Genomic DNA, 26,493 nt, shown 5'->3' with positions numbered 1-26,493 from the left:
TCACTCGGCCAAGTAGCCCTCGACCAGCGGCCCGAGGATGTCGAGCGTCCGGGCGTCGAGCAGTTCCGAGTGCCCGCACGCGACGGCGTGCACCCGCAGGGCCCCACCGATGTGCGCGGCCCACTGCTCCGACGCCGTGCCGTGGAAGCCGGGCTCCGCGACGGTGGCGTCGACGAACACCGCGTCGCCGGGGAAGACCCCGAACTCCGCGTGCTCGGCCAGGTGGTCGCTCTCCAGGTAGTTCTCGACCACCCGGGCGATCTGCCCGTCCGCCAGCATCGACACCTCGCCACCGGAGTGGCGCAGCAGCACCACCGCGTCCGCCACGGACATCGAGGCCGCCTGCTCCGCCGGGACCGGGTACCCCAGCTCGGTGAGCAGCCGGACCACGGCCGCCGGACCGTCCCACGCCGCGTCGTACCGCTGCGTCCCGTCCTCCTCCGTCGCGTCCTGCGATGCCGGGACCCTGGCCCGCGAGTCGAGCATGCCCAGGAAGGACACCTCCCGGCCCGCGGCGGTCAGCAGCGTCGCCACCGCGTGGGCCACCGCTCCGCCGAACGACCAGCCCAGCAGCCGGACGGGGCCGGCCGGGGCGGTCCGACCGATCAGCTCGGCGTACTCGGCCGCCAACTCCCCGAAAGTGGTGGGCAGATCGTCGGTGCGGCTGAGCCGCGGCGACTGCAGGCCGTACAGCGGTATCCCGTCCGGCAGGTGACGCTTCAGCCCGGCGAACTGCCAGCTCAGACCGCTGGCCGGGGGCAGGCAGAACAGCGGCGCCCGGTCGCCCCCGGTGCGCAGCGGCAGAAGCGGCGCCAGTGCGTCGCCCACCGGGGCGGCCGCGCCGCTGAGCCTGCGGGCCAGCGCCGCCGGAGTCGGCAGCGCGAACAGCTCCGCGACCGGCAGCTCCACCCCGAACTCGCGGCGCAGCGCGGCGGCCAGCCGGACCAGCAGCAGCGAATGGCCGCCGAGGACGAAGAAGTCGTCGTCCACCCCGACCGACTCGACACCCAGCACCGAGGCGGCGGCCTGGCAGACGGCGGCCTCGGTACGCGAGCGCGGTCCGGTGTGCGACGTCAGGTCCGCGAAGTCGACCTCGGGCAGTGCCGCCCGGTCCACCTTGCCGTTGGGGGTGAGCGGAAGCTCGTCCAGTACGGTCGTCGCCGCGGGGATCATGTACGAGGGCAGCTGAGTGGCGAGGTGTGCCGCGAGCGTCCGGGGCACGTCAGGGGTGCCGTCGGCCGTGGTCAGGTAGGCGAGGACCCGCCCGTTGCCCTGCCCGTCGGTACGGGCCACGGCCGCCGCGCGCGCCACGCCCGGATGCGCCGCCATGACGGACTCGATCTCGCCCAACTCGATCCGGAAGCCCCGGACCTTGACCTGGTGGTCGCCGCGGCCGAGGAACTCCAGCCCGCCGCCGGAGTTCCAGCGGGCCAGGTCGCCGGTGCGGTACATCCGGGTGCCCGGACCGCCCCACGGGTCGGCGACGAACCGTTCCGCGGCGAGCGCGGGCCGTCCCCGATAGCCGCGGACGACCTGCGGCCCGGCGACGTACAGCTCCCCCACGATGCCCGGCGGCACCGGGCGCAGCGCCGCGTCCAGGACCCGGACGGTGGTGCCGGGCAGCGGGCGTCCGATGTGCGGCCCCTCGCACCAGGCCTCATCGACCGGTGCCGAGGTGACCCATACGGTCGCCTCGGTGGGGCCGTAGAGATTGGTCACCGTACGCGCCCGCCGGACCAGTTCACGTGCCAGCGGCACCGGCAGCGCCTCACCGCCGACGAGCGCGTGCACGCCGGTCAGGTCGGCCTCGGCCGTCTCGGTGAGCGCTCCCCACAGCGACGGCGTCGCCTGCAGATGGGTGATCCGCTCGGCGCGGAGCAGCCCCGCCAGCAACAGCGGGTCACGGACCTCCTGCTCGGAGGCCAGGACCACGCAGGCCCCCGCGCGCAGCGGGGCCATCAGTTCCAGTACGGCGATGTCGAACGACAGGGTCGTCACCGCGAGCAGCCGGTCCCCGGCCGTGAGGGGTGCCGCGGTGGGAATCGCGGACAGGAAGACGTCCACGTTCCGCCGGGTCACGGTCACGCCCTTGGGACGTCCGGTGGAACCGGAGGTGTAGATGACGTACGCCGCCGAGTCCGGGTCGGCCGGGCGGTGCGGGGCGGGGTCGGTCCGGAACGGTGTGCCGCCGTCGAGGAGGGCGTCGACCGCCTGGCCGAAGTCGTCCGCGTCCAGGTCCAGGATGTGCGTGCCCTCGGGCGGGTCAGGGAACAGCGCCCGGGTGCGGGCGTCGACCACCAGCAGCGCGGGGCGGGCGTCGTCCACCATGTGGCGCAGCCGGTCCTGCGGGAAGGCCGGGTCCAGCGGCACGTATGCCGCTCCCGCGCGGGCCACGCCCGCCAGGACGGCCGGCAGGCGTCGTGAGCGCGGCAGCGCGACCCCGATGAGACGGTCCTGGCCCCGGTCGGCGGCCGAGGCGTGCCCCGCGAACATGGCGGCGAAGGCGTCGGCGGCCCGGTCGAGTGAACGGTAGGAGGCCGTCCGGCCGTCGAAGACACAGGCGTCGGCGTCGGGTGTCAGCCGGGCGTGTTCTGCCAGCAGTGCGTGCCAGGGAGGTCCGTCGGCCGCCGGCGGGCCGCCGGGCTGCCAGTCGGCGAGGTCGGCCAGGTCGTCGGCGCAGCGGACTTCGGCGGCGTCCACCCGCCGGTCCGGCCGGGCGACGAGGTCGCCCAGCAGCACCGAGAGACGCCGGACCAGGCGGTCCGCGGTGCGCGCGTCGAAACGGGCGGCGTCGAACTCCAGCGTCAGCCCGACCGGCGCGGACGGGCCCGCGTCGACGAAGGTGAAGTTCAGGTCCACCTTGGGATCGGCCAGGAAGTCCGGGGCGTCGCCGGTCGGCAGCCCGAGCACCCTCCGGACACCGCCGTCGCCGTTCGGCTGGTGCAGGAAGCCCAGCATCACCTGGAACAGCGGGTTCCTGCCCGGTACCCGGGCCGGGTTCAGTGCCTCGACGACCTGCTGGAACGGCAGGGTTGCCTGTTCGAACGCGGCCAGGTCGGTCTCCCGGACCCTGCCGAGCAGCTCGGTGAACGTCGGCGATCCGGACAGATCGGCGCGCAGCACCACGGTGTTGACGAAGAATCCGACCAGGTCGTGCAGCGCCGGGTCGGCCCGGCCCGAGGTCGGCGCGCCGATCACCACGTCATCGCCGGCGCCCAGCCGCGACAGCAGGGCGGCCAGCGCGGCGTGCAGCGCCATGAAGAGGCTGGCCGACCGGGAGCGGGCGAGGTCCCGCAGCGGGTCGATCAGCTGGGCCGGGAGCTCCAGGGTGACCAGGCCCTCGCCGCGCGAGCCGCGCAGCGGCCGGTCGGCGGGCAGTGCCATCTCCTCGGGCAGGCCGTGCAACTGCCGCTGCCAGTAGGCCCGTTCGGAGGCGTGCCTGCTGTCCGGGTCGGTGGGATCGCCGAGCAGGTCGGCCTGCCAGCGGGCGTAGTCGGCGTACTGCACCGGCAGTGGCTCCCAGTGCGGCGGGTGGCCGGCGGCGCGGGCCGTGTAGGCGGTGTCCAGGTCGTCGAGGAGCGGCCGGTCGGACCACTCGTCCATCGCGATGTGGTGCAGCACCAGGGTCAGTACGGTGTCGCCGGTGTCGTGCTCCTGCAGGACGAGTGCCCGCAGCGGAAGATCCGCCGACAGGTCGAAGGGCAGCGCCACCGCTTCGGCGACCAGGGCCGCCGTCCGTGCGGCCGGGCCGCCGACCACGGTCACCGGGACGGGCGCCGGGTCGGTGATCCGCTGCACCGGCTCGTCGTCGACGACCGTGTACAGCGTGCGCAGGATCTCGTGGCGGGCGACGACGTCGGCCAGCGCGGCGCGCAGCGCCGGGACGTCGACCGCCCCGCGCAGCCGTACCAGCAGCGGGTAGTTGTACGCGGTGGAGCCCGGCTCCAACTGCTGCAGCAGCCAGAGCCGCTGCTGCGCGGCAGACAGCGGCGGGTGTTCCGGCCGGACCCCCGCCACCAGGGCGGCCGGTTCGCGGCCGGGCCGCGCGGCCGCGATCCGCTCGGCGAGCCGCAGCGGGGTCCGGGTGTCGAACAGGTCCCGCAGCGACAGGTCGGTACCCAGTTCGGCACGGATCGCGCCGAGCAGCCGCATCGCGATCAGGGAGTGTCCGCCGGAGTCGAAGAAGTCGTCCTCGACGCCCACCGTCCCGACGCCGAGCACGTCGGCGAAGAGCCCGCACAGGACCCGCTCGGCGTCGTTCGCCGGGGGGCGGGACACGGTGGTGACCGGGACCGGCCGGGGCAGTGCTGCCACGTCGAGTTTGCCGTTGACGGTCAGCGGCAGGCCGTCCACCACGGCGTACGCGGTGGGCACCATGTAGCCGGGCAGCAGCGTGCGCAGTTCACGCTGCACGGTGGCGGCGAGAGCGTCGGGGTCGAAGGCGGCGTCGGGAACGAGGAAGGCCGCGAGGCGCCGCCCGCCGGAGGCGTCGGGGGTCGCCAGTACGGCGCACTGGTGCACACCCGGCAGGCCCGCGACCGCGTTCTCGACCTCGCCCAGCTCGACCCGGTAACCGCGGATCTTCACCTGGTCGTCGGTGCGGCCGAGGAAGTCCAGGTTGCCGTCGGACCTGGCCCGTACCAGGTCGCCGGTGCGGTACATCCGCCCGCCGGGCACATACGGGTCGGCGACGAACCGCTGCGCGCTGAGTCCGGGTCGGCCGAGGTAGCCGCGGGCCAGGCCCGCGCCGCTGATGTACAGCTCGCCGGGCACTCCCGGCGGCACCGGCCGCAGCCAGCCGTCCAGGACGTAGCCGCGGGTGTTCCAGATCGGGCTGCCCACGGTGGTGGCGTCGCTGTCGGTGGTGCCGCCGCCCAGGGTGTTGATGGTGTACTCGGTCGGGCCGTACAGGTTGTAGCCGAGGACGCCGTCGGTGTCGCGCAGCGCCGACCACAGGGTCTGCGGCACCGCCTCGCCGCCGAGCAGCACCAGGGCGGGACGGTGCGCACCCGGCCGGCCGCCGTACTCCTCGCCGTCGAGCAGGCCCTCGTCGATGAGGTGCTGGGCGTAGGTCGGGGTCACGTTCACCACGTCGACGCGGTGCCGGTCGCAGTAGGCCACCAGGGCGCGGGCATCACGGCGCAACTGCTCGTCGCAGATGTGCACATGGTGCCCTTCGACCAGCCACAGCAGCTCCTCCCAGGACATGTCGAAGGAGAACGACACGGTGTGCGCGATGGTGAGGATCCGCTCTCCGGCGGCGGTGACCGTCGGGTCGAAGATCGCTTCGCGGTGGTTGAACTGCATGTTGGTCAGTCCGCGGTAGGGCGTCACGACGCCCTTGGGGCGGCCGGTGGAACCCGAGGTGTAGATCACGTACGCCGGGTGGTCGAGCCGTCCCGGACCGCCGGGCGCGAAGGCCCCCAACTCCTCGTCGGTGAGCGGCTCGTCGCGCACCGCCAGTGCGCCCGGGGCGTCCAGGAGCAGCACCGGCACCGGGTGCGCGGCCAGCCGGGGCGCGACCGGTCCGGTGGTCACCAGCAGAACCGGTGTGGCGTCGGCGAGCATCCCGAGCAGCCGTTCGTCAGGGTTGTCCAGCTCCAGCGGCAGATACGCGGAACCGGTGCGCAGCACGGCGAACAGCGCCACCACCATGTCGATGGACCGGGGTACCGCCAGCGCGATGATCTGCTCGGGACCGGCACCGCGGGCCAGCAGCGACCGGGCCACCCGGTTGACGCGGGCATCCAACTCGGCGTAGGTCAGGGTGGCGTCGCCGAAGGTCAGTGCCGGGACGTCCGGGGTGCGGACGGCCTGGCCGGCCATCAGCTCGGCGATGGTCGCCTCGCCGAAGGACCGCTGCGGGCCGTCCCACATCCGGGTCAGTGCGGGCAGTTCGGCGTCGGTCATCACCGGGACGTCACCGACGGCCGCCGACGGGTCCTCGGCCAGCCGCAGCAGGACCTGCTTCAGCCGGGCAAGAAGCGCTTCCGCCTGCTCGCGGGGTACCACGTCGTCGCGGAACTCCAGCCGCATCCGCAACTGCCTGCCGGGTGTCGCCACCCAGGTCAGCGGGTAGTGGGTGGCGTCGACGGCGTCCACGCCGACGATGCCGTGGGCGTCCTCCAGATCGGTGAAGGTGTCGTCGTCGAGGAAGTTCTGCAGCACATAGAGGCTGTCGAAGAGCTGCCCGCGTCCCGCGGCGCGCTGGATGTCGCCCAGGCCGAGGTACTCGTGGGCCATCATCGCCACCCGGTCGTCCTGGACCCGGCGCATCACATCGCGAGCGGGCTCGCTCGCGTCCAGCCGGACAAGTGCGGGCACCGTGTTGAGGAAGACACCGATGACGGTGTCGATGCCGTCGAGTTCGGTCGGGCGGCCGGCCACGGTCGTGCCGAAGACCGCCTGGTTCCGGCCGCAGGCATGGGCCAGCACGATGCCGAGCGCGGTGCTGAGGACCGCGTTGAGCGTCACCCCGCTGCGCCGGGCCGACCCGGTAACGCTGTTCGTCTCGTCCGGTGACAGCTGGAACGACAGGCTCGTGGCCAGGACCGGCGCGGTGCCCATCGCCGCAGGGAAGAGCAGGGTCGGTTCCTCCAGCGGGGCGAGCAGTTCGCCCCAGGCCCGCGCCGAGCCCTCGGCGTCCTGCTCCGAGAGATGGCTGAGGTAGTCGGCGAAGGTCGCCGACGGGGTCTCGTAGGCGGCGATCCCGCCGGTACGGGCCTGGGCATAAGCGCTGAACAGTTCGCGCAGGACCAGTTCGCGCGACCAGCCGTCCCAGAGCAGCAGGTGGTATGTGAGCAGCAGCCGGTCCCGTCCGCCGGGGAGCGACACCACGGTCAGCCGCATCAGCGGTGGCCGGGCCAGGTCGAAGGGGTTGCGCCGGTCCGCGGCCGTCACCTCCGCCAGCTGCCGCGCCGCGGACTTCTCGTTCAGGCCGGAGAGGTCGACCACGTCGACCTGTCCGGTCAGGTCCGTGCCGACCAGGGCGACCGGGCGGTCCACCTGGTCGGAGGTGAAGCCGAGACGCATTGCGGCGTGCCGCTCCAGCACGGCGGCGCAGGCCCGGCGCAGGGCGTCGGCGTCCAGGCGTTCGGCGAAGTCGAAAGCGTTCTGCGCCACGTACACGTCGGCGTCTCCGGCCAGCCGGGCCTGGAAGAACAGGCCCTCCTGGAGCGGCGACAGCGGCCAGATCGCCTCCACGGACACCGGGGCCGCATCAGCCAGGGCGGTGACCTCAGCAGGGCTCAGCGCGAGCCCGCCGAGGACGGGCAGTACTGCCGCGTCTCCCCCGGTGTCGGCGAACTCGCGCAGCGCTTCCGCCCAGGCGTCGGCGAGCGCGGCCACCTCGTCGGCGGGGATCCCGCCATCGGCGAAGGTGAGGACCGCGTGCAGTTCCGGTCCGTCCGGGGTGTCGTGGCAGGCCGCGTTGATCTCCACCAGGTACGGCGTGCCGAGGTCCGGATCGGGGGCCGTCCGCAGCGCCTCAGGTGCGCTCGCCCAGTCGTGCTCGGCGTCCACCGGGAACCTGCCCAGGTAGTTGAAGAGGAGCTGGGGGGTGCCGAGCCGGGCCAGCACCGGCGCGGTGCGCGGATTGCAGTAGCGCAGCAGCCCGTAGCCGAGCCCGCCGTCGGGCGCCGCCCGCAGACTGTCGCGGACGTCCCGCAGCGTCGGAGCCAGGTCGCCGGTGATGCCCGGCAGACGTACCGGGGCGATGGCGGTGAACCAGCCGACGGTGCGCGACAGATCGGTGTCGTCACCGACCGGCTCACGGCCGTGCCGTTCCAGGTCGAGCAGGAGCGGCGCGGACGCGTCGCCGCCACGGGCGGCACGCCACCGGGCCACCGCCAGGTGCAACGTCGCCACCAGCGTCTCGGTGACGTCGGCATCGGCGGCGGCCGGCACCGAGGTGAGCAGCGGTGCGGTGACCTCGGCCGGGAGGCGCAGTACGTGGTCGCGGGTGGCGCCCACGGTCAGCCCGAAGGTGAGCGCCGTGGGATCGAGGTCGGCCCCGGGGGCCAGCACCTCGGTCCAATGGCCGAACTCACCGAGGCGGTTCGCCTGCCCGGCGTTCTCGGTCAGCGTGCGGGCGTAGGTCCGCAGCGAAGTACCGACCGCCTCAAGGCGCGGAGTGCGCCCGTCGGCCAGCTGTTCCCAGGCCTGGCGCAGGTCGTCGACGACGATGTGCCAGGACACCCCGTCGGTCACCAGGTGGTGCGCCACCAGTAGCAGTCTGCCCTGCTCCTCGCCCCGGTCGAACAGGACGGCCCGCAGCATCTGCCCGGTGCCGGGGTCCAGTCGGTCGGCGGTGGCGTCGGACGTCACGGCGATCAGTTCGGCGAACGCGTCGTCGTCGAGACCGGTGGCGTCCACCACCTCCACCAGGTCCGCCGGTGTCTCCGCGACGGCCTCCAGCGACCAGAGCAGCGGCGACGGGCGGTGCAGCCGGAGCCTGAGCGCGTCGTGCCTGCCGACCAGGGCGGTGACCATGGCAGTCAGCTGATCCAGTGTCAGGGACGGCGGGGTGCGGAGCAGTTCGGCCTGGTTGAGCCGCTGGATCGTCCCGCCCAGTTCGGCCAGTCGCTGCACGATCGGCATGAGCATGACCTCGCCAATGCCATCGGACGGGGCTTCTTCGATTGCGGCGGCCGGGGCCGGCGCGGTCGGTGCGATCACCTCGGCGAGAGCCGCCGGGGTCCGGTGTACGAACACCTCGCGCGGCGACAGCCGCAGCGACCGGCGGCGCGCCAGGTTGACCAGCTGGATGGCGATGATGCTGTCACCGCCGAGGGTGAAGAAGTCCTCGCCGGGGCCGACCTCGTCGAGCCGCAGCACCTCGGCGAACAGCTCCTGGAGGGCGCCGACGGCCGACGGCGCGATGACGGCGGGCGCGACGGCCACCGACGGCGCCGCGGCCGAGGATCGGGCGGCGGGTGCGGGCAGTGCGTCACGGTCGAGCTTGCCGTTGACGGTCAGCGGCAGCGCGTCGAGCGTCACGAAGGACTGCGGGACCAGATAGCCGGGCAGCTGCTCGCCCAGCCGGGCCCGGACCTCGTCGGCGTCCATCTGGGAACCGGACCTGGCGACCAGATACGCCACCAGGCGCCGTCGTCCCGGCTCGTCCTCGCGGACCGTCACCGCCGCATTGGCGACGCCCTCGACGGCGAGCAGTGCCGACTCGATCTCGCCCAGCTCGATCCGGTAGCCCCGGATCTTCACCTGCCTGTCGGACCTGCCCAGGTAGACCAGGTCGCCTTCGGGCGTCCAGCGGGCCAGGTCGCCGCTGCGGTACATCCGGCCCCCTGGCGTACCGGAGAACGGGTCGGCCACGAACCGGCTCGCGGACAGGCCCGGCCGGTCCAGGTAGCCGGCGGCGAGCTGGTCGCCGGCGACGTACATCTCACCGGCGACGCCGGGCGGTACCGACCGCAGCGCGTGGTCCAGGACGTGCACGCGCAGCCCCGGCAGCGGCCCGCCGATGACGCTGGCGGCGTCGCCGGGCCCGAGCGGCCGGAACGACACATGCACGCAGGTCTCGGTGATGCCGTACATGTTCACCAGGAGCGGTGCGCCGCCCGGGTGGCGGCGGTGCCAGTCCGTCAGGCGGAGCGGGTCCAGTGCCTCGCCCCCGAAGACGACGTAGCGCAGCGCCAGGCCGTCGGGTGCCGTCCGGTCGGTCTCGGTGAGCGGGTAGAAGGCCGACGGGGTCTGGTTGAGGACGGTCACCCGCTCGCGCCGCAGCAGCTCGTGGAAGCGCTGCGGGTCGCGGGCGACATCGCCCGCGACGACGACCAGCCGGCCGCCGTGCAGCAGCGCGCCCCACAGCTCCCACACCGAGAAGTCGAAGGCGGACGAGTGGAACATCGTCCACACGTCGGCCTCATTGAAGTCGAACACCTTGCGTGACCCGGCGAACAGTGACAGCACGCTGCGGTGCGGGACCACCACTCCCTTGGGGCGGCCGGTCGAGCCCGAGGTGTAGATGACGTACGCGGCGTGGTCGGCAAGCAGCGGCGCGGCCCGGTCGGTGTCGGTCGGCGGGTCCGTGCGCCGCCGCGATACCGACGCGGCGAACTCCGGTTCGTCCAGGGCCAGTACCGGCGCGGCGCTGCCGGAGAAGGCGGGCGAGGTGGCGCGGTCGGCCAGCACGCACAGCGGCGCGGAGTCGTCCAGGATGTAGCCGAGCCTGCTCGGCGGAGCGTCGGTGTCCAGCGGTACGTAGCAGCCGCCCGCCTTGACGACGGCGAGCAGCGCGACGATCAGGTCGGTGGAGCGGGGCAGCGCCACGGCCACCCGCGATCCAGGTGCGATGCCCCGGGCGATCAGCTCGCGGGCCAGCCGGTTGGCGCGCTCGTCCAACTCGGCGTAGCTGAGCCGGTCCTCACCGAAGGCGACGGCGGTCGCCCCGGGACGTGATGGCGCGTCCTCGTAGGCCCGTGCCAGCGTGGCGGTGTCGTCGACCCGTTCCGGGTCGGCGGCCGGGACGGCCTGGACCACGGCCCGCTCCCGTTGGGTGAGCAGGTCCAGTGCGGACACCGGCCGTGCCGGGTCGGCGGTGAAGGCGGCCAGCAACAGTTCGACCCGCTCCAGGAGGGCTGCCGCCTGTTCGTGGCCGACCAGTTCCACGTCGTACTTGAGCTCCAGCGCCAACTGCTCCCCGAGGAACGCGACCAGCGACACCGGGTAGTGCGGCGAGTCGGTGCCGGTGAAACCGCGGACCTGGAGGGTGCCGGGGGTGTCGCCGCCGGGCATCGACGGGAAGTTCTCGACCACCACCATGGTGTCGAAGAACTCCCGGACCCCGGCCATCCTGGCCAGCTCGCCCAGGCCGATGTGCTGCGCGTCGAGCAGGTCGGTCTGCTGCTCCTGCAGCGCGGTCAGGACCTCGCCCAGCGACTGCCCCGGGTGCCAGGACATCGGCACCGGGACGGTGTTGATGAGCAGGCCCACGATGGTCTCGACGCCGGGCAGCTCTCCGCCCCGGCCCGACACGGTCGAGCCGAACACGACGTTCTCGCGGCCGAGCAGCTGCCCGAGCAGGAGGCCCCAGGCGGCGTGCACCGCCGTGGACAGTGTCACGCCCAGGTCGCGGGCGGCGGTCGCCAGTGCGGAGGTGGACCCGGGCGACAGCCGACGCACCACGTTCTCGTGGTGCGACACCCGCTGTCCCGGTTCGACGTCGATCAGCCGGGTCGTGTCCCCGACCCCGGAAAGCGCCGCCCGCCACACCTCGCGGGTGGCGAACCGGTCGCGGCCCGCCACCGCCTCGACGTGGTCGCGGAAGGTCACCGCGGGTGCGGGCAGCTCGAACCCGCCGCCGGCGAGGCCGCCGCGGTAGGAGTCGATCATGTCGCCGAAGACCAGCGGGTAGGACCAGCCGTCGGCGAGGATGTGGTGCATCGTCTCGACCAGCCGGTGCTCGTCCGCGCTCAGCGATACGAGCGCGTAGCGCAGCAGCGGCGGCCGTTCGAGGTCGAAGGGTTCGGCCAGCTCGGCGGCGCTGAACTCAGCAAGCCGGTCCAGCGCGGTGTCCCGGTCGAGTCCGCCGAGGTCCAGCTCGCGCCAAGGCACCTCGACGGTCCCGGCGAGGACCTGGACGACCCGGCCGTCACCCGTCTCGGCGAAACAGGCGCGCAGCGCGTCATGGCGATGCACCGTCGCGGTGACCGCCTGCCGCAGCGCCGCCGGGTCGACCGGCCCGGTCAGCTCGGCGATCTGCTGCACCAGATAGGTGTCCGCGCCGTCGTCGGCGTCGGCGACCCTGGCGTGGAAGTACATGCCTTCCTGCAGCGGCAGCAGCGGCAGGACGTCCCGGACGTCCGGGGCCAGCCGGTCCACGTCGTCCTGGGCCAGCTCGACCAGCGGGAAGTCCGACGGGGTGTGCCCGGCCAGGTCGCAGCGGGTGAGGCCGGTCAGAGCGGCCGTCCACAGGTCGGCCAGCTCCGCCAGGTCCGTCCGGTCGAACACGCCCGACGGCCAGGACAGCGTGGCACTGAGCACGGTCCCGTCCGGCCCGTCCTCCGCCAGGGCGTTCACCTCGAGGGTCATCGCCGGGTTGGTCGGGGCGACGCCTTCGCGCAGCGGCCCGGCCGCCGACCAGTCCGCGTCGGTACCCGCGCCGAACCGGCCCAGGTAGTTGAAGAGAATCTGCGGCGGCGCGGGCCAGGAGGTGGCCGCCCGGTCCGTGAGATAGCGGAGTACGCCGTAGCCCAGGCCGCGGCGGGGCACCGCACGCAGCTGTTCCTTGACCGCCTTGGCGGCACGGGCCAGGGCGGGTCCGCCCGCGACGACCTCGTCCCAGTCCAGCGGACCGGGGTCGACGGCGACCGGGTGGATGGCGGTGAACCAGCCGACCGTACGGGACAGATCGGCCTCGGACTCGACGACATCGCCGTCCCGGCCGTGGCCCTCCAGGCTCAGCAGCACCGCTGAACCCGCCCCGCGCCAGCGGCCCAGCGCGGCGGCGAACCCGGTGAGCAGCACATCGTTGACGCCGCCGTGCATCGCGGCGGGCACCCGTGACAGCAGGGCCGTACTGACGTCGGCGGGGAGCGACACGGTCAGCGACCGCACGGTGGCCGCGGTGTCGGTCACGGGGTCCACCGGGCGGCTGCCGAGTACCGGGTCGGACACGGCGAGGACCTCCTGCCAGTGCCCGGCCTCCGCTGCGAAGACGCCCTGCGCCGCGGCGTCCGAGATCAGCTGCGACCAGGTACGGAACGAGGTTGGCACCTCGTCCAGGACGGGTTCACGCCCGGCGCGTACCTCGGTCCAGGCCCGGGCCAGGTCGTCACCGATGATCCTCCACGAGACACCGTCCACGACGAGGTGGTGGACGACCAGCAGCAGCCGCCCCTGCCCTGCCGGATCGGCGGCGGGGTACCAGACGGCCTGCACCATGACACCGTCGTCGGGCCGCAGCCGGGCCGCGGCGGCTGCAGCGGCGTCGTCCGCGTCGTCACCGGGGCCGTCCGTGTCGGCCACCGACAGCAGAGCCGCTGCGTCCACCGGTTCCGGCGGGACAACCAACGACCAGCTGCCGCCGCCGTGTTCGGTCCGCGCCCGCAGCAGATCGTGCCGGTCGAGCAGCACCCGCAGCACCCGAACCAGGCCCGCGGCGTCCAGACCGGCCGGGGTGCGCAGCAGCATCGACTGGTAGAAGTGGCTCAGCGGGGTGTCCGCCGCGACCGTCTCGGCGAGCATCGGGGTCGGCGCGACCGGCCCCACCCCGATGTCCCGGACGGCGCTCACCCGCCGGAGGTCCTGCGGCAGCGCGGCGGCCAGCGCCTGCACGTTGCGGCGGCGGAAGATGTCACGCGGCGTCAGATGCAGCCCGGCCTTGCGGGCCCGGCCCGATACCGCGATGGAGGAGATGCTGTCGCCGCCCAGGGCGAAGAAGTCGTCGTCGATGCCGATCGCCGGCAGCGCCAGTACGTCCGCGAAGATCCCGGCCAGTATGCGTTCGCGCTCGTCACGGGGCGCGCGGTGGCTGCCGCCGCCGGCCGTGACGGGCTCGGGCAGCGCGGCGACGTCCAGCTTGCCGTTGACGGTCAGCGAGAGTCCACCGACGACGCCGTACAGCGCGGGGACCATGTAGTCCGGGAGCCGCTCGGCCAGCGCCTCGCGCAGCCCGGAGATCAGCTGCCCGGTGTCGGCCTGCGGATCGGCCGGGATGACATACGCGATCAGCCGCTTCAGGCCGGTCACCGTCGACTCGGTGCGGGCGACGACCGCCGCCTGCCGGACCTGCGGAAGTGCGGTCAGCGCCGACTCGATCTCGCCCGGTTCGACCCGGTAGCCCCGGATCTTGAGCTGGTCGTCGGCCCGCCCCAGGTAGTCGATGTTGCCGTCCCTACGGCGGCGCACCAGGTCGCCGGTACGGTACATGCGCCCGCCCGGCGTGAACGGGTCGGCCGTGAACCGGGACGCGGTCAGCCCGGTCGCGTGCAGATAACCCTGGGCCAGCCCGGCACCCGCGATGTACAGCTCGCCCACGACGCCGTCGGGGACCGGCCGCAGCCAGGGGTCGAGGATGTGCGCGCGGGTGTTGAGGATGGGGCGTCCCACCGTCGGAGTCGCGCTGTCGGGGGTGCCCGCACCGAGCGTGTTGATGGTGTACTCGGTCGGCCCGTAGAGGTTGTAGCCGACGGCTCCGCCGGGCTCGCTCAGCCGCGACCAGACGGCATCGCTGACCGCCTCGCCGCCGAGCAGCACCAGGCACGGCGGATGTCCTGCGGGGTCGAGCAGGCCTTCCTCGAAGAGGTGGTGGGCGTAGGTCGGCGTCACATTGATCACGTCGATGCCGTTGTCACGGCAGTAGCCGACCAGGGCGGTGGCGTCGCGGCGCAGCTCCTCGTCACAGACGTGCACCTCGTGGCCCTCGACCAGCCACAGCAACTCCTCCCAGGACATGTCGAAGGCGAACGACACGGTGTGCGCGATGCGCAGCCGCGACCGGCCCTGCCCGGCGGCGCGGGCCACCGCCGGTTCGAAGATCTCGGCCCGGTGGTTGATCTGCATGTTGGTCAGGCCCCGGTACGGGGTGACAACGCCCTTCGGGCGGCCGGTCGAGCCCGAGGTGTAGATGACATAGGCCGGGTGCTCCAGTCGGCCCGGGACGCCCGGTGCGAAGGCGCCCAGTTCGACGTCGGCAAGGGGCGCGCCGGACAGGCCGTCCAGTTCGGCGCGGAGCGCCGGGTCGTCGAGCAGCAGGCAGCCGCCGCCGAGCCCGCGCTGGTGATCGGCGAGTGCGACGCCGGAGGTGGACGCCAGCAGCAGCCGCGGCGCGGCGTCGTCCAGCATGGTGGCGAGCCGGTCCACCGGGTGGTCGAGGTCCAGCGGGAGGTAGGCGGCGCCGGTGCGCAGCACCGCGAACAGCGCCACGACGGTGTCGGTGGAACGCGGCAGGCCCAGCGCGACGATCTCGCCGGGTCCCGCGCCCCGCGAAAGCAGCAGCCGCGCGCAGCGGTTGACCTGGGCGTCGAGTTCGGCGTACGTCAGCCGGGTGGGCCCGAAGACCAGGGCGGTCTCGTCCGGGCAGGCGGTGGCGCGCTGGGCGAGCAGGTCGGCGATGCTCTCCTCGCCGATCGGCTGTGCGACGGCCGCCCATTGCCCGGACCGCGCGGTCCGCTCCTCGTCGAGCGACAGGTCCAGCGCGGCGAGCGGCGTGGACAGCCCGTCGCCGAACTGCCGGAGCACCTGGACCAGCCGGCGCACCAGCCGGTCCGCGTCGGCCTCGGCGATCACATCGGGCCGGTACTCCAGCTTGATCCGAAGATTGGCGCCGGGGGTGAGTACCCAGGTGTACGGGTAGTGCGTGGTGTCGATGTACTCGACCCCGGTGATGCCCTGCTCCCGCTCCAGCTCGGTGAAAGTGGCGTCGCCGAGGAAGTTCTGCAGCACGAACAGGGAGTCGAAGAGCTGGTCGCGGCCGGCCGCGCGCTGGATGTCGCCGAGCCCGAGGTACTCGTGCGGTGCCAGCTCCAGCCGGTCCTCCTGGACCCTCCCTGCCAGGTCGAGGACGGTCTGCGACGGCGTCGGCGTGATCCGGGCCGGGACGGTGTTCAGGAAGAGGCCGATGACGTCCTCGATACCGGGCAGCGCGGTGGGCCGTCCTGCCACGGTGGTGCCGAGTACGACGTCGGTACGTCCGGTCTCATAGCCGATCAGGACGCCCAGCGCGGCGGTGAGCAGCGAGTTGAGGGTGACGCCGCCGCGGCGGGCGTGCTCGTCCAGCCGGGCGGTCAGCTCGGCGGGCAGCACCGCGAAGACCCGCTCGGACGGGATCGGTTCGAGTCCCGCCGCCTGCGGCACCAGGATGGTGGGCTCCGCCAGCCCGGACAGCGCACGCGTCCAGGCGTCGGCCGCGGCCGTACGGTCGCGGTCGGCGACCCACGCCAGATAGTCGGGGAACGTCGAGCGCGGCGGCTCCAGCGCGCCACGGGCGCCCCCGGAGCCGTACAGGGCGAACAGCTCACGCAGCACCAGCTCGCGGGACCAGCCGTCCCACAGCAGGAAGTGAGAGGTCAGCAGCAGCCGGTCGCACCCATCGGGCAGCCGCACCACCGTCAGCCGCATGAGCGGCGGGCGGCCCAGGTCGAACGGCAACTCCCGGTCGGCCCGCATCAGTTCGTCCAGCTCGGCCTGCCGGCCGGCGAGCGTGCCCGCCGACAGGTCGGCCACGGTCACCTCCGCGGGCACCCGGGAGCCGATGACCTGCACGACGCCGGACGACACCTCGGCGAACGAGACCCGGAGCGTCGGATGCCGCTGGAGCAGCGCCTCGAACGCCGTGGTCATCGCCGGGACGTCGATCCTGCGGTCGAGGTCGAAGGAGTTCTGGGCGATGTAGGTGGTGACCCCGTCGGAGTAGACCGCCTGGTAGTAGACACCGGCCTGCAGCGGGGACAGCGCCCAGATGTCTTCGACGGGCACCGGTCCCGCGGCACAGATCCGGTCGATCTCCTCCTGGTCGAGCGTTACGGTGACCAGTTGGTCGGGCGTCAGCGCGGCAGGCCGTACGGTCGTCGGCACCACCGGGCCCACGTCGTGCGCGGCACCCAGCCGCGCGTCGATCGCGGCCGGGGTGCGGAGCCGGAACAGCTCCTCGGTGGTCAGGTCGACACCCTCGCGGGACAGCCGGTTCACCGCCCGGATCGCGGTGATGCTGTCGCCGCCCAGGGCGAAGAAGTCGTCCTCGACGTCGAACTCGGCGATGCCGAGGAGTTCGGCGAACCGGTCGCGCAGCAGCGCCGCCCGGGCGGTGAGCGGCGCGGTCCTGACGGCGCGCCGGGGGGCCCGCGCGGGGTCGGGCAGCGCGGCGCGGTCGCGCTTGCCGTTGGGCAGCAGTGGCAACTCGTCGAGGACGGTCACCGTCGCCGGGACCAGGTAGGGCGGGAGTTCGGTGCGCAGCGCGGCCAGCACCGCGCCCGCCTCGATCCGCTCGCCGTCGACGGCGACCACGTAACCGTGCAGGGTGGGAACGCCCGCCGCGGTGGGCCGTACGGCCGCGACCGCCTCGGCCACGCCGGACCTGCGACGCAACGCGGCCTCGACCTCGGCCGGTTCGACCCGGTGGCCGTTGATCTTCACCTGGTCGTCGGCGCGGCCCAGGAACTCCACCTTTCCGTCCACCGTCCAGCGCCCCAGGTCGCCGGTCCGGTAGAGCCGGGCACCCGAGCCGAAGGGATCGGCCACGAAGCGGGCCGCGGTGGCGGCGCCCTGGCCCAGGTAGCCCCGGGCCAACTGGGCGCCGCCGACATAGATCTCGCCGACCGTGCCGGGAGTGGCCAGGCCGAGCGCGGAGTCGAGCAGGTATACGCGGACGCCGGGCACCGGTGCGCCCAGGGCCACCGGACGGTCCAGCGACACTTCGGTGGTCAGCACGTCCCCGGCGACCTCGGCGGAACCGTAGGAGTTGACGACCACCGCGTCGGGCGATGCCTGCGCCAGAGCCCGCAGGCAGACCTCGTCCAGGGCCTCGCCGCTGAGGATCCAGCGGCCGATCCCGGCCAGGTGCTGCGGCGCGGTCTCGGCCAGCGCCGAGGCCAGGCTCGGCACGGCCAGCAGTTGGGTGGCGCCGCACCGGTCGACGAGGCGGGCCAGCGCCGCGCCGTCGGCGGCGACGGTGTCGTCGGCGATGACCGTGGTGGCTCCGGCGACCAGCCCGCCGAGCAGTTCGGTGGTGCCGTCGATGAAACTCAGCGAACTCTTGGCCACCCGGACGTCACGGCCGGTGTTCGACCACTGCTCCCGTGCCCAGGCCAGCCGGCCGGCCAGCCCGTCGTGGGTACCGACGACGGCTTTGGGCCGCCCGGTGGAGCCGGAGGTGTAGACGACGGACACCGCTTCGGAACCGTCAGGAACGGGCAGTTCAACAGTGGTGGCGATGGTTGCGGCGGCGGCCCGGACGGTGAGCGTCGGCAGGCTGTGCGGGGGCAGCGAACGGGCGGTGGCGTCGTCGGTGAGGACGGCGACCGGCCGCGCGTCGGCCAGCATGAACTCGACGCGGGACGCCGGATAACCGGGATCGACCGGCAGATAGGCCGCGCCGCTGCGGATGACCGCGAGCAGGGCCACCGCCAGGTCCGTGGAGCGTGTGGTCGACACCGCGACGATGTCGCCGCGCCGTACCCCGGTGGCCACCAGCGCGCGGGCCACCCGGTCCACGCGGGCGTCCAGCTCGCCGTAGGTCAGGAAGGAGTCGCCGCAGCTCACCGCCGTACGGGTGGGGTGCTCGGCGACACGGTCGGCGAACATCGCCGGCACGCTCGCGACGGTCGTCCGGACCGCGCCGGTGCCCGCCGCGAGGACCAGTTCCCGCTGCCCGCCGGTGACCGTTTCGAGTGCGCCACAGGCCCGGTCGGGGGCTTCGGTGATCGCGGCGAGCACGGTCTCGTACCTGGCCAGCAGGTCCGCTGCGGCCTGCGCGCCGATCAGCGTCCGGTCGTGGGTCAGTACGACCTCGGTCCGCTCGCCGGGCTTGGCCATCAGCGTCACCGGGTAGTGCGGGGCCTCCACGGTGCGCAGCGCGGTCACGGTGAGCCCGCCCACCGAGGTGTCGGGCGCCGGGTAGTTCTCGATGACCACGAGGGTGTCGAAGAGTTCGGGCACGCCGATACGCCGTTGCAGCTCGGCCAGCGGCACCTGCTCGTACTCCAGCAGCCCCGACTGGACGTCGGCGAACTGCCGCAGCACGTCCGTGACACGTTCGGTGGGGGCGCAACGCACCCGGACCGGCACCGTGTTGATCAGCAGGCCGATGATCCGGTCCAGGCCCGGCAGGTCGCCGCCGCGCCCCGAGACGGTCAGTCCGAAGGTGACATCGGCGGAGCCGGTGAGCCGTCCGAGCAGGATGCCCCACGCCCCGGTGAGCACCGCGCTGAGCGTGAGCCCGTGGCCGGCGGCGTACTCGCGCAGCCGTCGGCTCAGCTCCGCGGGCAGTTCGCCGCCGACCCGGCCGAAGCCCGTGCCCGGCCGCGACGGCGCGGCGAGCGTCCCTGCCAGCCGGGTCGGCGCGGTGACACCGTCGAGGGAGCGGGCCCAGGCCTCGACCGCGTCCTCCGTACCGGTTCCGGCGAGCGTCCGCAGGAAGTCCGCGTAGGGGACCGGTGCGGGAAGTTCGGTTCCGGCGTGCAGCCCGAGGAGTTCGCGCAGCATCAGCGGCACCGACCAGCCGTCGGCGAGGATGTGGTGCACGGTGTGGATCAGTATGTGCCGGTCCGGGCCGAGCCGCACCAGCGCGTAGCGCATCGCGGGCGGTTCCGTCAGGTCGAACGGCACCTCACGCTGCGCGCGGGCCAGTTCGTCGAGACGTTCCTCGACGTTGTCGGAGCCGAGGTCGTCGAAGCGCCACGGCACCCTGGTGCGTCCGGCGGTCACGGCGACCACCTCGCCGTCGCCGATCGTCCGGAACGCCGAACCCAGGTGCGGGTGCCGGTCGAGGACGCGTTCGGCGGCCAGCCTGAGCCGGTCGGCGTCGAGCGGCCCGTCCAGTTCGATGATCTGCTGGACGACGTACGGATCGGAGTCGCGGGCGAACGTGGCGTGGAAGTAAAGGCCGGTCTGCAGCGGGCTGAGCGGCAGCACCTCGCGCAGGCCGTCCGGTCCCGCCGCGGCCTCGAGCGCGGTGACGTCGGCGGCGTCCAGGGCCAGCAGCGGAAAGTCCGACGGGGTATGCCCGGTGACGGCGTCGCTGCCCGCCACGGCATCGAGCAGTTCGGTCCACAGCCGGGCCAGCCGCCCCACCTCGGCGGCGTCCAGGATCCCGTTCGGCCAGCTGAACCGGGTCTGCAGTACCGGTCCGCCTGCCGTCTCCACCGCCACCGCGTTGATCTCGAGCGCCCGCGGCAGGGGCATCTTCGGGTCGCGCCGTTCGACGACGACCTCCTTGCCGCCGACGGCCGTCCACGGCCGGTCGGTGTCGGCCTCGAACCGGCCCAGGTAGTGGAAGAGCACCTGGGGCGACACGGCCAGATCAGGTCGGGGCGCGGTGCCCAGGTAGCGCAGCGCGCCGTAGCTGAGCCCTCGCCGGGGCACCTCGCGGAGTTGTTCCTTGACGGCCTTCACCGCCGCGCCGAGCTCCGCGCCGCCGGCCAGCAGCCGTTCCCAGGGGGCGGATCCGGGGTCGAGGACGGCGGGGAAGAGCGTGGTGAACCAGCCGAAGGTGCGCGACAGGTCGGCGTCCCCAGGGGCATCCTCCTCGCGGCCGTGGCCCTCCAGCTCCAGGAGTACGGCGGAGTCCGCCGCCCGCCAGTGACCCAGCGCGAGCGCCGCCGCGGCGACCAGGGCGTCGTTGACGCCGCCATGGATCGCGGCGGGGACCGGGCCGAGCAGCCTGGCCGTCACTGCGGCGGACAGCTCGACGGTCAGCGACTCCTCGTTCGCGACCACGTCGCACTGCGGGTCGAGGGGGCGTACGCCCAGCAGCGGATCGGCCGCAGCGGCGACACGGTGCCAGTAGTCCTCGTCGGCGGCGAAGACGCCCGTCCGGGTCGCCTCGGTCAGCTGGGTCGCCCACTTCCGCAGCGAGGTGGGGGCGGGCGGGAGTGCCACGTCGTGGCCCGCTACCGCGGCGTCCCAGGCCGCTGCCAGGTCCTCGAGGAGCACCCGCAGCGATACGCCGTCGACGACCACATGGTGGATCACCAGGACGAGACGGCCCTGGCGGTCCGGGCCCGCGTCCAGCCAGACCAGCTCGATCATCCGGCCGGCCGCGGTGTCGAGCCGGGCGGCGGCCGCGGTGGTGGCGTCTTCGACGGCCGAGGCCAACGCCGCCTGGTCCAGGCCGGCCGCGTCCACCCTGGTGATCACGTCGGCGGCCGGCCGCGCCCCGGCTGGGGCGATGGTCAGCGTCCAAGGCGAGGTGCCCTCGGTGCGGGCGCGCAGCACGTCGTGCACGTCCAGCACCGCGGTGACGATCTCGTCGAGCCGCCCGGTGGTGAGCGCGGCGGGTGTGCGCACGGTCATGGACTGGAAGAAACCGTCCAGGCTCGGACCGGCCTCCTGCAGCCAGCAGATGATCGGGGTGGACGGCACTGGACCGGTGGCGGCCACCGTGGGCGCGGCGGCGGTGTCCAGGGGGCGCACCACCATGGCGAGCGCTGCCGGGGTACGCCCGGTGAAGAGGTCGCGGGCACGCAGCACGAGCCCGGCGCGCTGGGCCTGGCGCACCGCGGAGATGGCGATGATGCTGTCACCGCCGAGGGCGAAGAAGTCGTCTTCCGCGTCGACCCGGTCGAGGCCGAGAACCGAGGCGAAGATGGAGCAGAGCGTGCTTTCCAGGGGGGTGCGCGCGGGCCTGGTCCGGGGCGCGGTGGTCACCGCGGGCGCTGGGAGAGCCTGCCGGTCCACCTTGCCGTTGGCCGTCACCGGGAGCCTGTCCAGTACGGTCAGGACGCCGGGCACCATGTACTCGGGGAGCCGCCCGGCGCACCACACGCGCAGCCTGTCGTCAGCGCTGCCGCCGTCGGCCTCAAGGGGTTCGTCGACGGTGACGTAGCCCGCCAGTTGCTTGGCCCCGGCGGCGTTGGTGAAGACGACGACGGCGGCCTGCCGGACGGACGGGTGCGCGGCGAGGGCGGCCTCGACCTCCTCCAGTTCCAGACGCATGCCGCGGATCTTCACCTGGTTGTCGGCCCGGCCGACGAACTCCAGGGTGCCGTCGGTGTTCCAGCGGGCCAGGTCGCCGGTGCGGTACATCCGGCTGCCGTCGCCCTCGAACGGGTCTGCGACGAACCGCGACCCGGTCAGCGACGGCGCGTTCACATAGCCGCGGCCGAGCAGGAACCCGGCCGCGTACAGTTCGCCGGTCTCCCCGGCGGGCAGCTGTTCCAACTGCTCGTCCAGGACATACAGGCGGGTGTGCGGGTTGGGCCTGCCGATCGAGGTGGCGATCCGCTCGGCGGTGTCCCGGTAGATCACGTGCGAGACACCGATGGTCGCCTCGGCCGGACCGTACCCGTGGTACAGCGTAGTGCCCAGCCGGCTGCGGAACCGTTCGAACAGTTCCGGAGTGAGGACCTCGCCACCGCACCACACGTGCTTGAGGCCGGAGAGCAGCGAGGTGCCGCGTGCCATCTCCAGCAGAACGTCGAGCATGGACGAGACGAGGTAGACGAAGGTGACCCCCTCGCGGGCGATCAGGTCGAGCAGGTACTGCGGGTCGCGTTCGCCGCCGGGCTCGGCCACGACGACGTAGCCGCCGCAGACCAGCGGCAGCAGGATCTCGTTGACGGAGATGTCGAACGACAGCGGCGCCTTGAAGAGAGAGGCGTCACCGGGGCCGAAGCCCAGGATGTGCTCCACCTGCCACAACAGCCGTTCGCAGATCGCCTCATGGCGGATCATCGCGCCCTTCGGCTTCCCGGTGGAACCGGAGGTGAAGATCACGTATGCGAGCTGGGGGCCCTGGATCGGCGGATGCGGCGCGTCGGTGCTGTGGTGGCCGTGGCTCCAGTCCCCGAGGTCCACCTCGACCAGGGCGTTCGCCTCGATGTCCAACTCCCCGCCGGGGGCGGCGATGACCAACCGGGCCTGCGCGTCGGCGCGGACCTGACGGCGGCGCTCCTGCGGCCAGGCCGGATCGACCGGGACGAAGGCGCCGCCCGCGACCATCACCGCCAGCACACCGACCACCATCTCCGGCGAACGCGGCGTCGAGATCGCCACGACCTCCTCGGACCGCAGGCCCAACTCCCCCAGCCGGTGCGCGAGCTGGTGGACGCGGTCTCCGAGCTCCCGGTAGGTCAGGCGCACGTCCCCGGCCACCAGGGCGACGGCTTCCGGTGTGCGGCTCACCTGGGCGATGAACAGGTCCGCGACGGTGGTGATGGTGGTGGGCGCCGTCATGTTCTCTTGTTCCGCCTATCAGGTGAGGGTCAGCCGAATACTTAGGCTAGCCTAACCTTATTATCAGGGGAAGTCGGGGTCCGGGACTCCCATGCCGACCACAACTGGGTATAACGGCCTCCGGCCCCGACCAGCGTCTCGTGCGACCCCTCTTCGACGATGCGGCCGTGTTCGAGCACGACGACCCGGCCGGCCGACGCCGCCTGGGTCAGACGGTGCGCCACTATCAGCGTGGTCCGCCCGCGCGTCGCCGCGGCGGCGGACTCCTCGAGCAACCGGGCGCCGAGGCTGCCCGCCTCGGCCGTGGCCTCGTCGAGCACCGCCACCGCCGGGTCGGCCAGTACGAGCCGGGCCAGTGCGAGTTGCTGGGCCTGGGCGGCGGTCAGCTCGTGCCCGCCCTCGCCGACCACGGTGTCCAGTCCCTCGGGCAGCGCCTCGGCCCACTCCAGAGCGCCCACCGTGGTCAGCGCCTCCGTGGCCCGCTGAACTGTGGCGCCGGGGCTGGCCAGCCTCAGGTCCTCGATGAGCGGTCCGGCGAAGACATGGATCTCCTGGGTGATCAGGGCGACCCGGCCGCGGAACCCGTCGGTTCCGAGCGCGGCGGGCGACACTCCGCCCAACTGCACGGTGCCGCGCCGCGGACGCAGCGATCCGGCGACGATGGCGGCCAGCGTGGACTTGCCCGCGCCGGTCGAGCCGACCAACGCCACCCGGGACCCTGCGGGTACCCGCATGCTGATCCCCCGCAGTACATCGGCCCCGCCGGCGTAGGCGAAGTGCACATCGGTCAGGTCGAGCGAGGCGTCCGCGGGAACCTGTCCGGGGGCCCCGGACACTTGCCCCGGTCCCTGTTCCTGTTCCTGCTCCCGCTCCTGCTCCGGGGGCATCTTGACCACACCCACCAGCCGGGCGAGGCTCGCCCCCGCGGCCAGTACCTCGTCGAAGACGAAGAGCAGCATGCCGATCGGTTCGAACAGCCGGTGGAACAGCACCGCTGCGGCCGCGGCCTGACCGACCGTCACGGTGCCCTCGCGGACCAGCAGGAACCCGGTGACGAGAATGACGGACAGACCACCGAACTCGGCGCGGTTGACCCGGCCCACGAAGCGGGTGAACAGGTCGAACACCCAGACCGACACATCCCGTGAACTCCGGGACGCCATGTCGATGTTCTCCAGATGGCGATCCTGCAACCCATAGGCGTGCACCGTACGCCGGCCCTGCATGCTCTCCACCAGGCGCTGCGACGACCGCGCGACGGTCTTGCGCTGCTTGGCGTACCGGGGCATGGCCAGGGGCAGATACCAGCGCAGCGCCAGCACGTAGAGGGGTACGGCCACGGCGCCGGCCAGCCCGAGCCGCCAGTCCAGGCTCGACATGGCGGCCAGCGTGAGGGTGCCGAGCAACGTCGAGGAGATGACGACGGGGATCCGTTCGACGAGCGCGTTGCTCACCTCGGCGACATCGGCGCTGACCCGCGACAGCAGGTCGCCCCGGCCGGCCCGTTCGAGGGTGGTGACCGGCAGGGTCAGAGCCCTGGACACGGTGCGCTCACGCAGCATGGCCAGGATCTGTCCGCCGAGTCGGGCCACCAGATACGAGGTCAGGCCGGTGGCGGCGCCACCGACGAGCGCCGCCGCGGCGATCGTGACCGCGATCCCTAGGATCGCCGACGAGCCTGCCCCGTCGCGCACCCGGTCGACGAGGATGCCGAGCGCGTACGCCGGGACGACGGCCGCGGCCGCGCCCAGCAGCCCCACCAGCAGGGTGAGGGCGAGGGCGGCGGGGCGTTCACGGAGCCGGCCGCCCAGCCAGCGCCAGGTGGTACGGGAGTTCGCGATCGGCAGCAGGTGTTCGTCCGGCTGTTCGCTCTGCTCGCTCTGATGGCTCTGTTCGCTCTGTTGGCTCATCGGAGCACCGCCCGTCGGTAGTCGTCATCGGTGGCACCGAGTTCGGCGTGGATCCCTTCGGTGACCACCCGGCCGCCGTCGAGGACGACGACACGGTCGGTGGCCGCCAGCATCGCCGGGCTGTTGGTCACCAGCACGGTGGTGAACGCCGCCGTCCCCGCGAGATGGCGCAGGTCGCGTACGCCCTGGGCGATGGCCTGTTCGGTGACGGTGTCCACCGCGGTCGTCGGGTCGTGCAACACCAGGATCGGCGGGCGGGCCAGCAACGCCCTTGCCAGGGCGACCCGTTGACGCTGTCCGCCGGACAGACCGGACCCGCGCTCCACCACCTCGTACGCCAGGCCCTCGGGGTGGGCCGAGACCACATCGCCGGCCGCGGCGGCGGCCAGTGCGCCGGACACCGCCGCCGGGTCGGCGTCGCCGTCCGCCCCCGCCGTCAGGTTGGCGGCGAGCGTCCCCTCGAACAGGTCGGTGCGGTGCGGTTCCACCAGCATCGTGCGCCGGGCGTCGGCCAGGCTGATCCCGCCGAGCGGCTCCCCACCGAGGAGCACCTGGCCGTCGTACTCGTGCGGCACCACCCGCCCGGACAGGACCCGGACGAGGGCGTCGGCGTCGGTGCCGCGGTGGGCCACGATCCCGACGAACTCACCGGGCCGGGCGTCCAGATCGATCGTGTCGAGGGTGCCGTAGCGCAGTCCGCGCACCGCGAGTCCGGGCGAGGCGGCGACGGCCGGGCCGGCAGGGGCGCCGTCGTCGGTGTGCAGCACGGGGGCGGAGACCACCCGCGCGATACGGTCTGCCGACGCGCGGGCCTCGGCGATCCAGCCGGGGATGACGGCGAGCAGGCCGACCGGTGCCATCAGGAACTGCGCCACCCCGATGATGGTCAGGAACTCGCCGATGGTTATCCGCCCGCGCAGCGCGAACCAGCCCGCAGCGACGGCGATTCCGCAGGCGAGCAGCGAACCGCTCGCGTTCGAGACCGCGTTGTAGACGCCCTGGGTGCGCGCTGCCCGCAGGGCGGCGGCCAGGGATTTCTGGCTGACCTCCGCATAGCGCCGGGACGCGGCGGCTTCGGCGCCGATGCCCTGCAGCGGCCGGACCCCGCTGACCAGGTCGGTCGCCAAGGACGCGGCGGTGCCCATCATCTCCTGTTGCTCGGCGACCCGGCGGGTGATGCGCGGGGTCGCCAGGTGCAGTGCCAGCAGCGCCAGCGGTGTCGCGACCAGCACGGCGATGCCGAGCGGGACGTCGATGAACAGCAGGGTCACCGAGCAGACCGCCGTGGCCACCACCGCGCCGGTCGCCCGGGGTATGTAGTCGATGATGTACGATGCCTTCTCGGCGTCGCTGGAGGAGATCGTCAGCAGGTCACCGGCGCGCAGTTCGGTCTCGATGCCGCGCGGATCCATGATGCGGCCGGCGACCTCCAGCCTCAGCAGGTGCGTCTCTTCGGCAAGGGCCCGCATGAGAGTGCGTGCCCCGTACCGGTAGACGATCGTCAGCACCGTGAACAGCCCGGCCAGCCCGGCGAGCCACCACAGGAGTGACGTCCCGTCACCCGGCCCGATCGCGCGGTCCACGATCACGCCGATGAGCACCGGAACGAGCGCCTCGCACACCTGGTGCAGGCTGATCAGTACGGTTCCGGCGGTCAGCCGCCGGGCGTTGCGGGTCGTCGTCCGGCGCAGGACGCGCCCGCCGGTGGCCGGTGGTGTCGTGGGCCCGGCCACGG

At 73.1% G+C, this 26,493-nt stretch carries 3 protein-coding genes; all 3 read right to left on the bottom strand.

All coding sequences use genetic code 11. From position 1 onward, the window contains the following. Genes C8250_RS40830 through C8250_RS40820 form a run of 3 tightly spaced genes read right to left on the bottom strand, consistent with a single transcriptional unit; the run spans position 1 to position 26,491 of the window. Positions 1-22,848 (bottom strand): non-ribosomal peptide synthetase, encoded by a 22,848-nt coding sequence (locus tag C8250_RS40830; RefSeq protein WP_187145189.1) that lies wholly within the window; start codon positions 22,846-22,848, stop codon positions 1-3. Between the two features lie 41 nt (positions 22,849-22,889). Next, positions 22,890-24,758 carry an ABC transporter ATP-binding protein gene (locus C8250_RS40825; protein ID WP_138351951.1) on the bottom strand — a complete coding sequence of 623 codons (1,869 nt, stop codon included), beginning with the start codon at positions 24,756-24,758 and terminating at the stop codon, positions 22,890-22,892. Next, positions 24,755-26,491, bottom strand: a complete 1,737-nt coding sequence (locus tag C8250_RS40820; RefSeq protein ID WP_138351952.1) for an ABC transporter ATP-binding protein — start codon at positions 26,489-26,491, stop codon at positions 24,755-24,757. Before C8250_RS40820 ends, C8250_RS40825 begins: the two co-directional genes overlap by 4 nt. Positions 26,492-26,493: the final 2 nt, after the last annotated feature.

It is taken from the genome of Streptomyces sp. So13.3, from assembly GCF_005860785.2.
GTDB classification, from domain to species: Bacteria; Actinomycetota; Actinomycetes; order Streptomycetales; family Streptomycetaceae; genus Actinacidiphila; species Actinacidiphila fildesensis.
The sequence above is the reverse complement of the archived record's forward strand: the minus strand, read 5'-3'. Positions and strand labels throughout refer to the sequence as shown.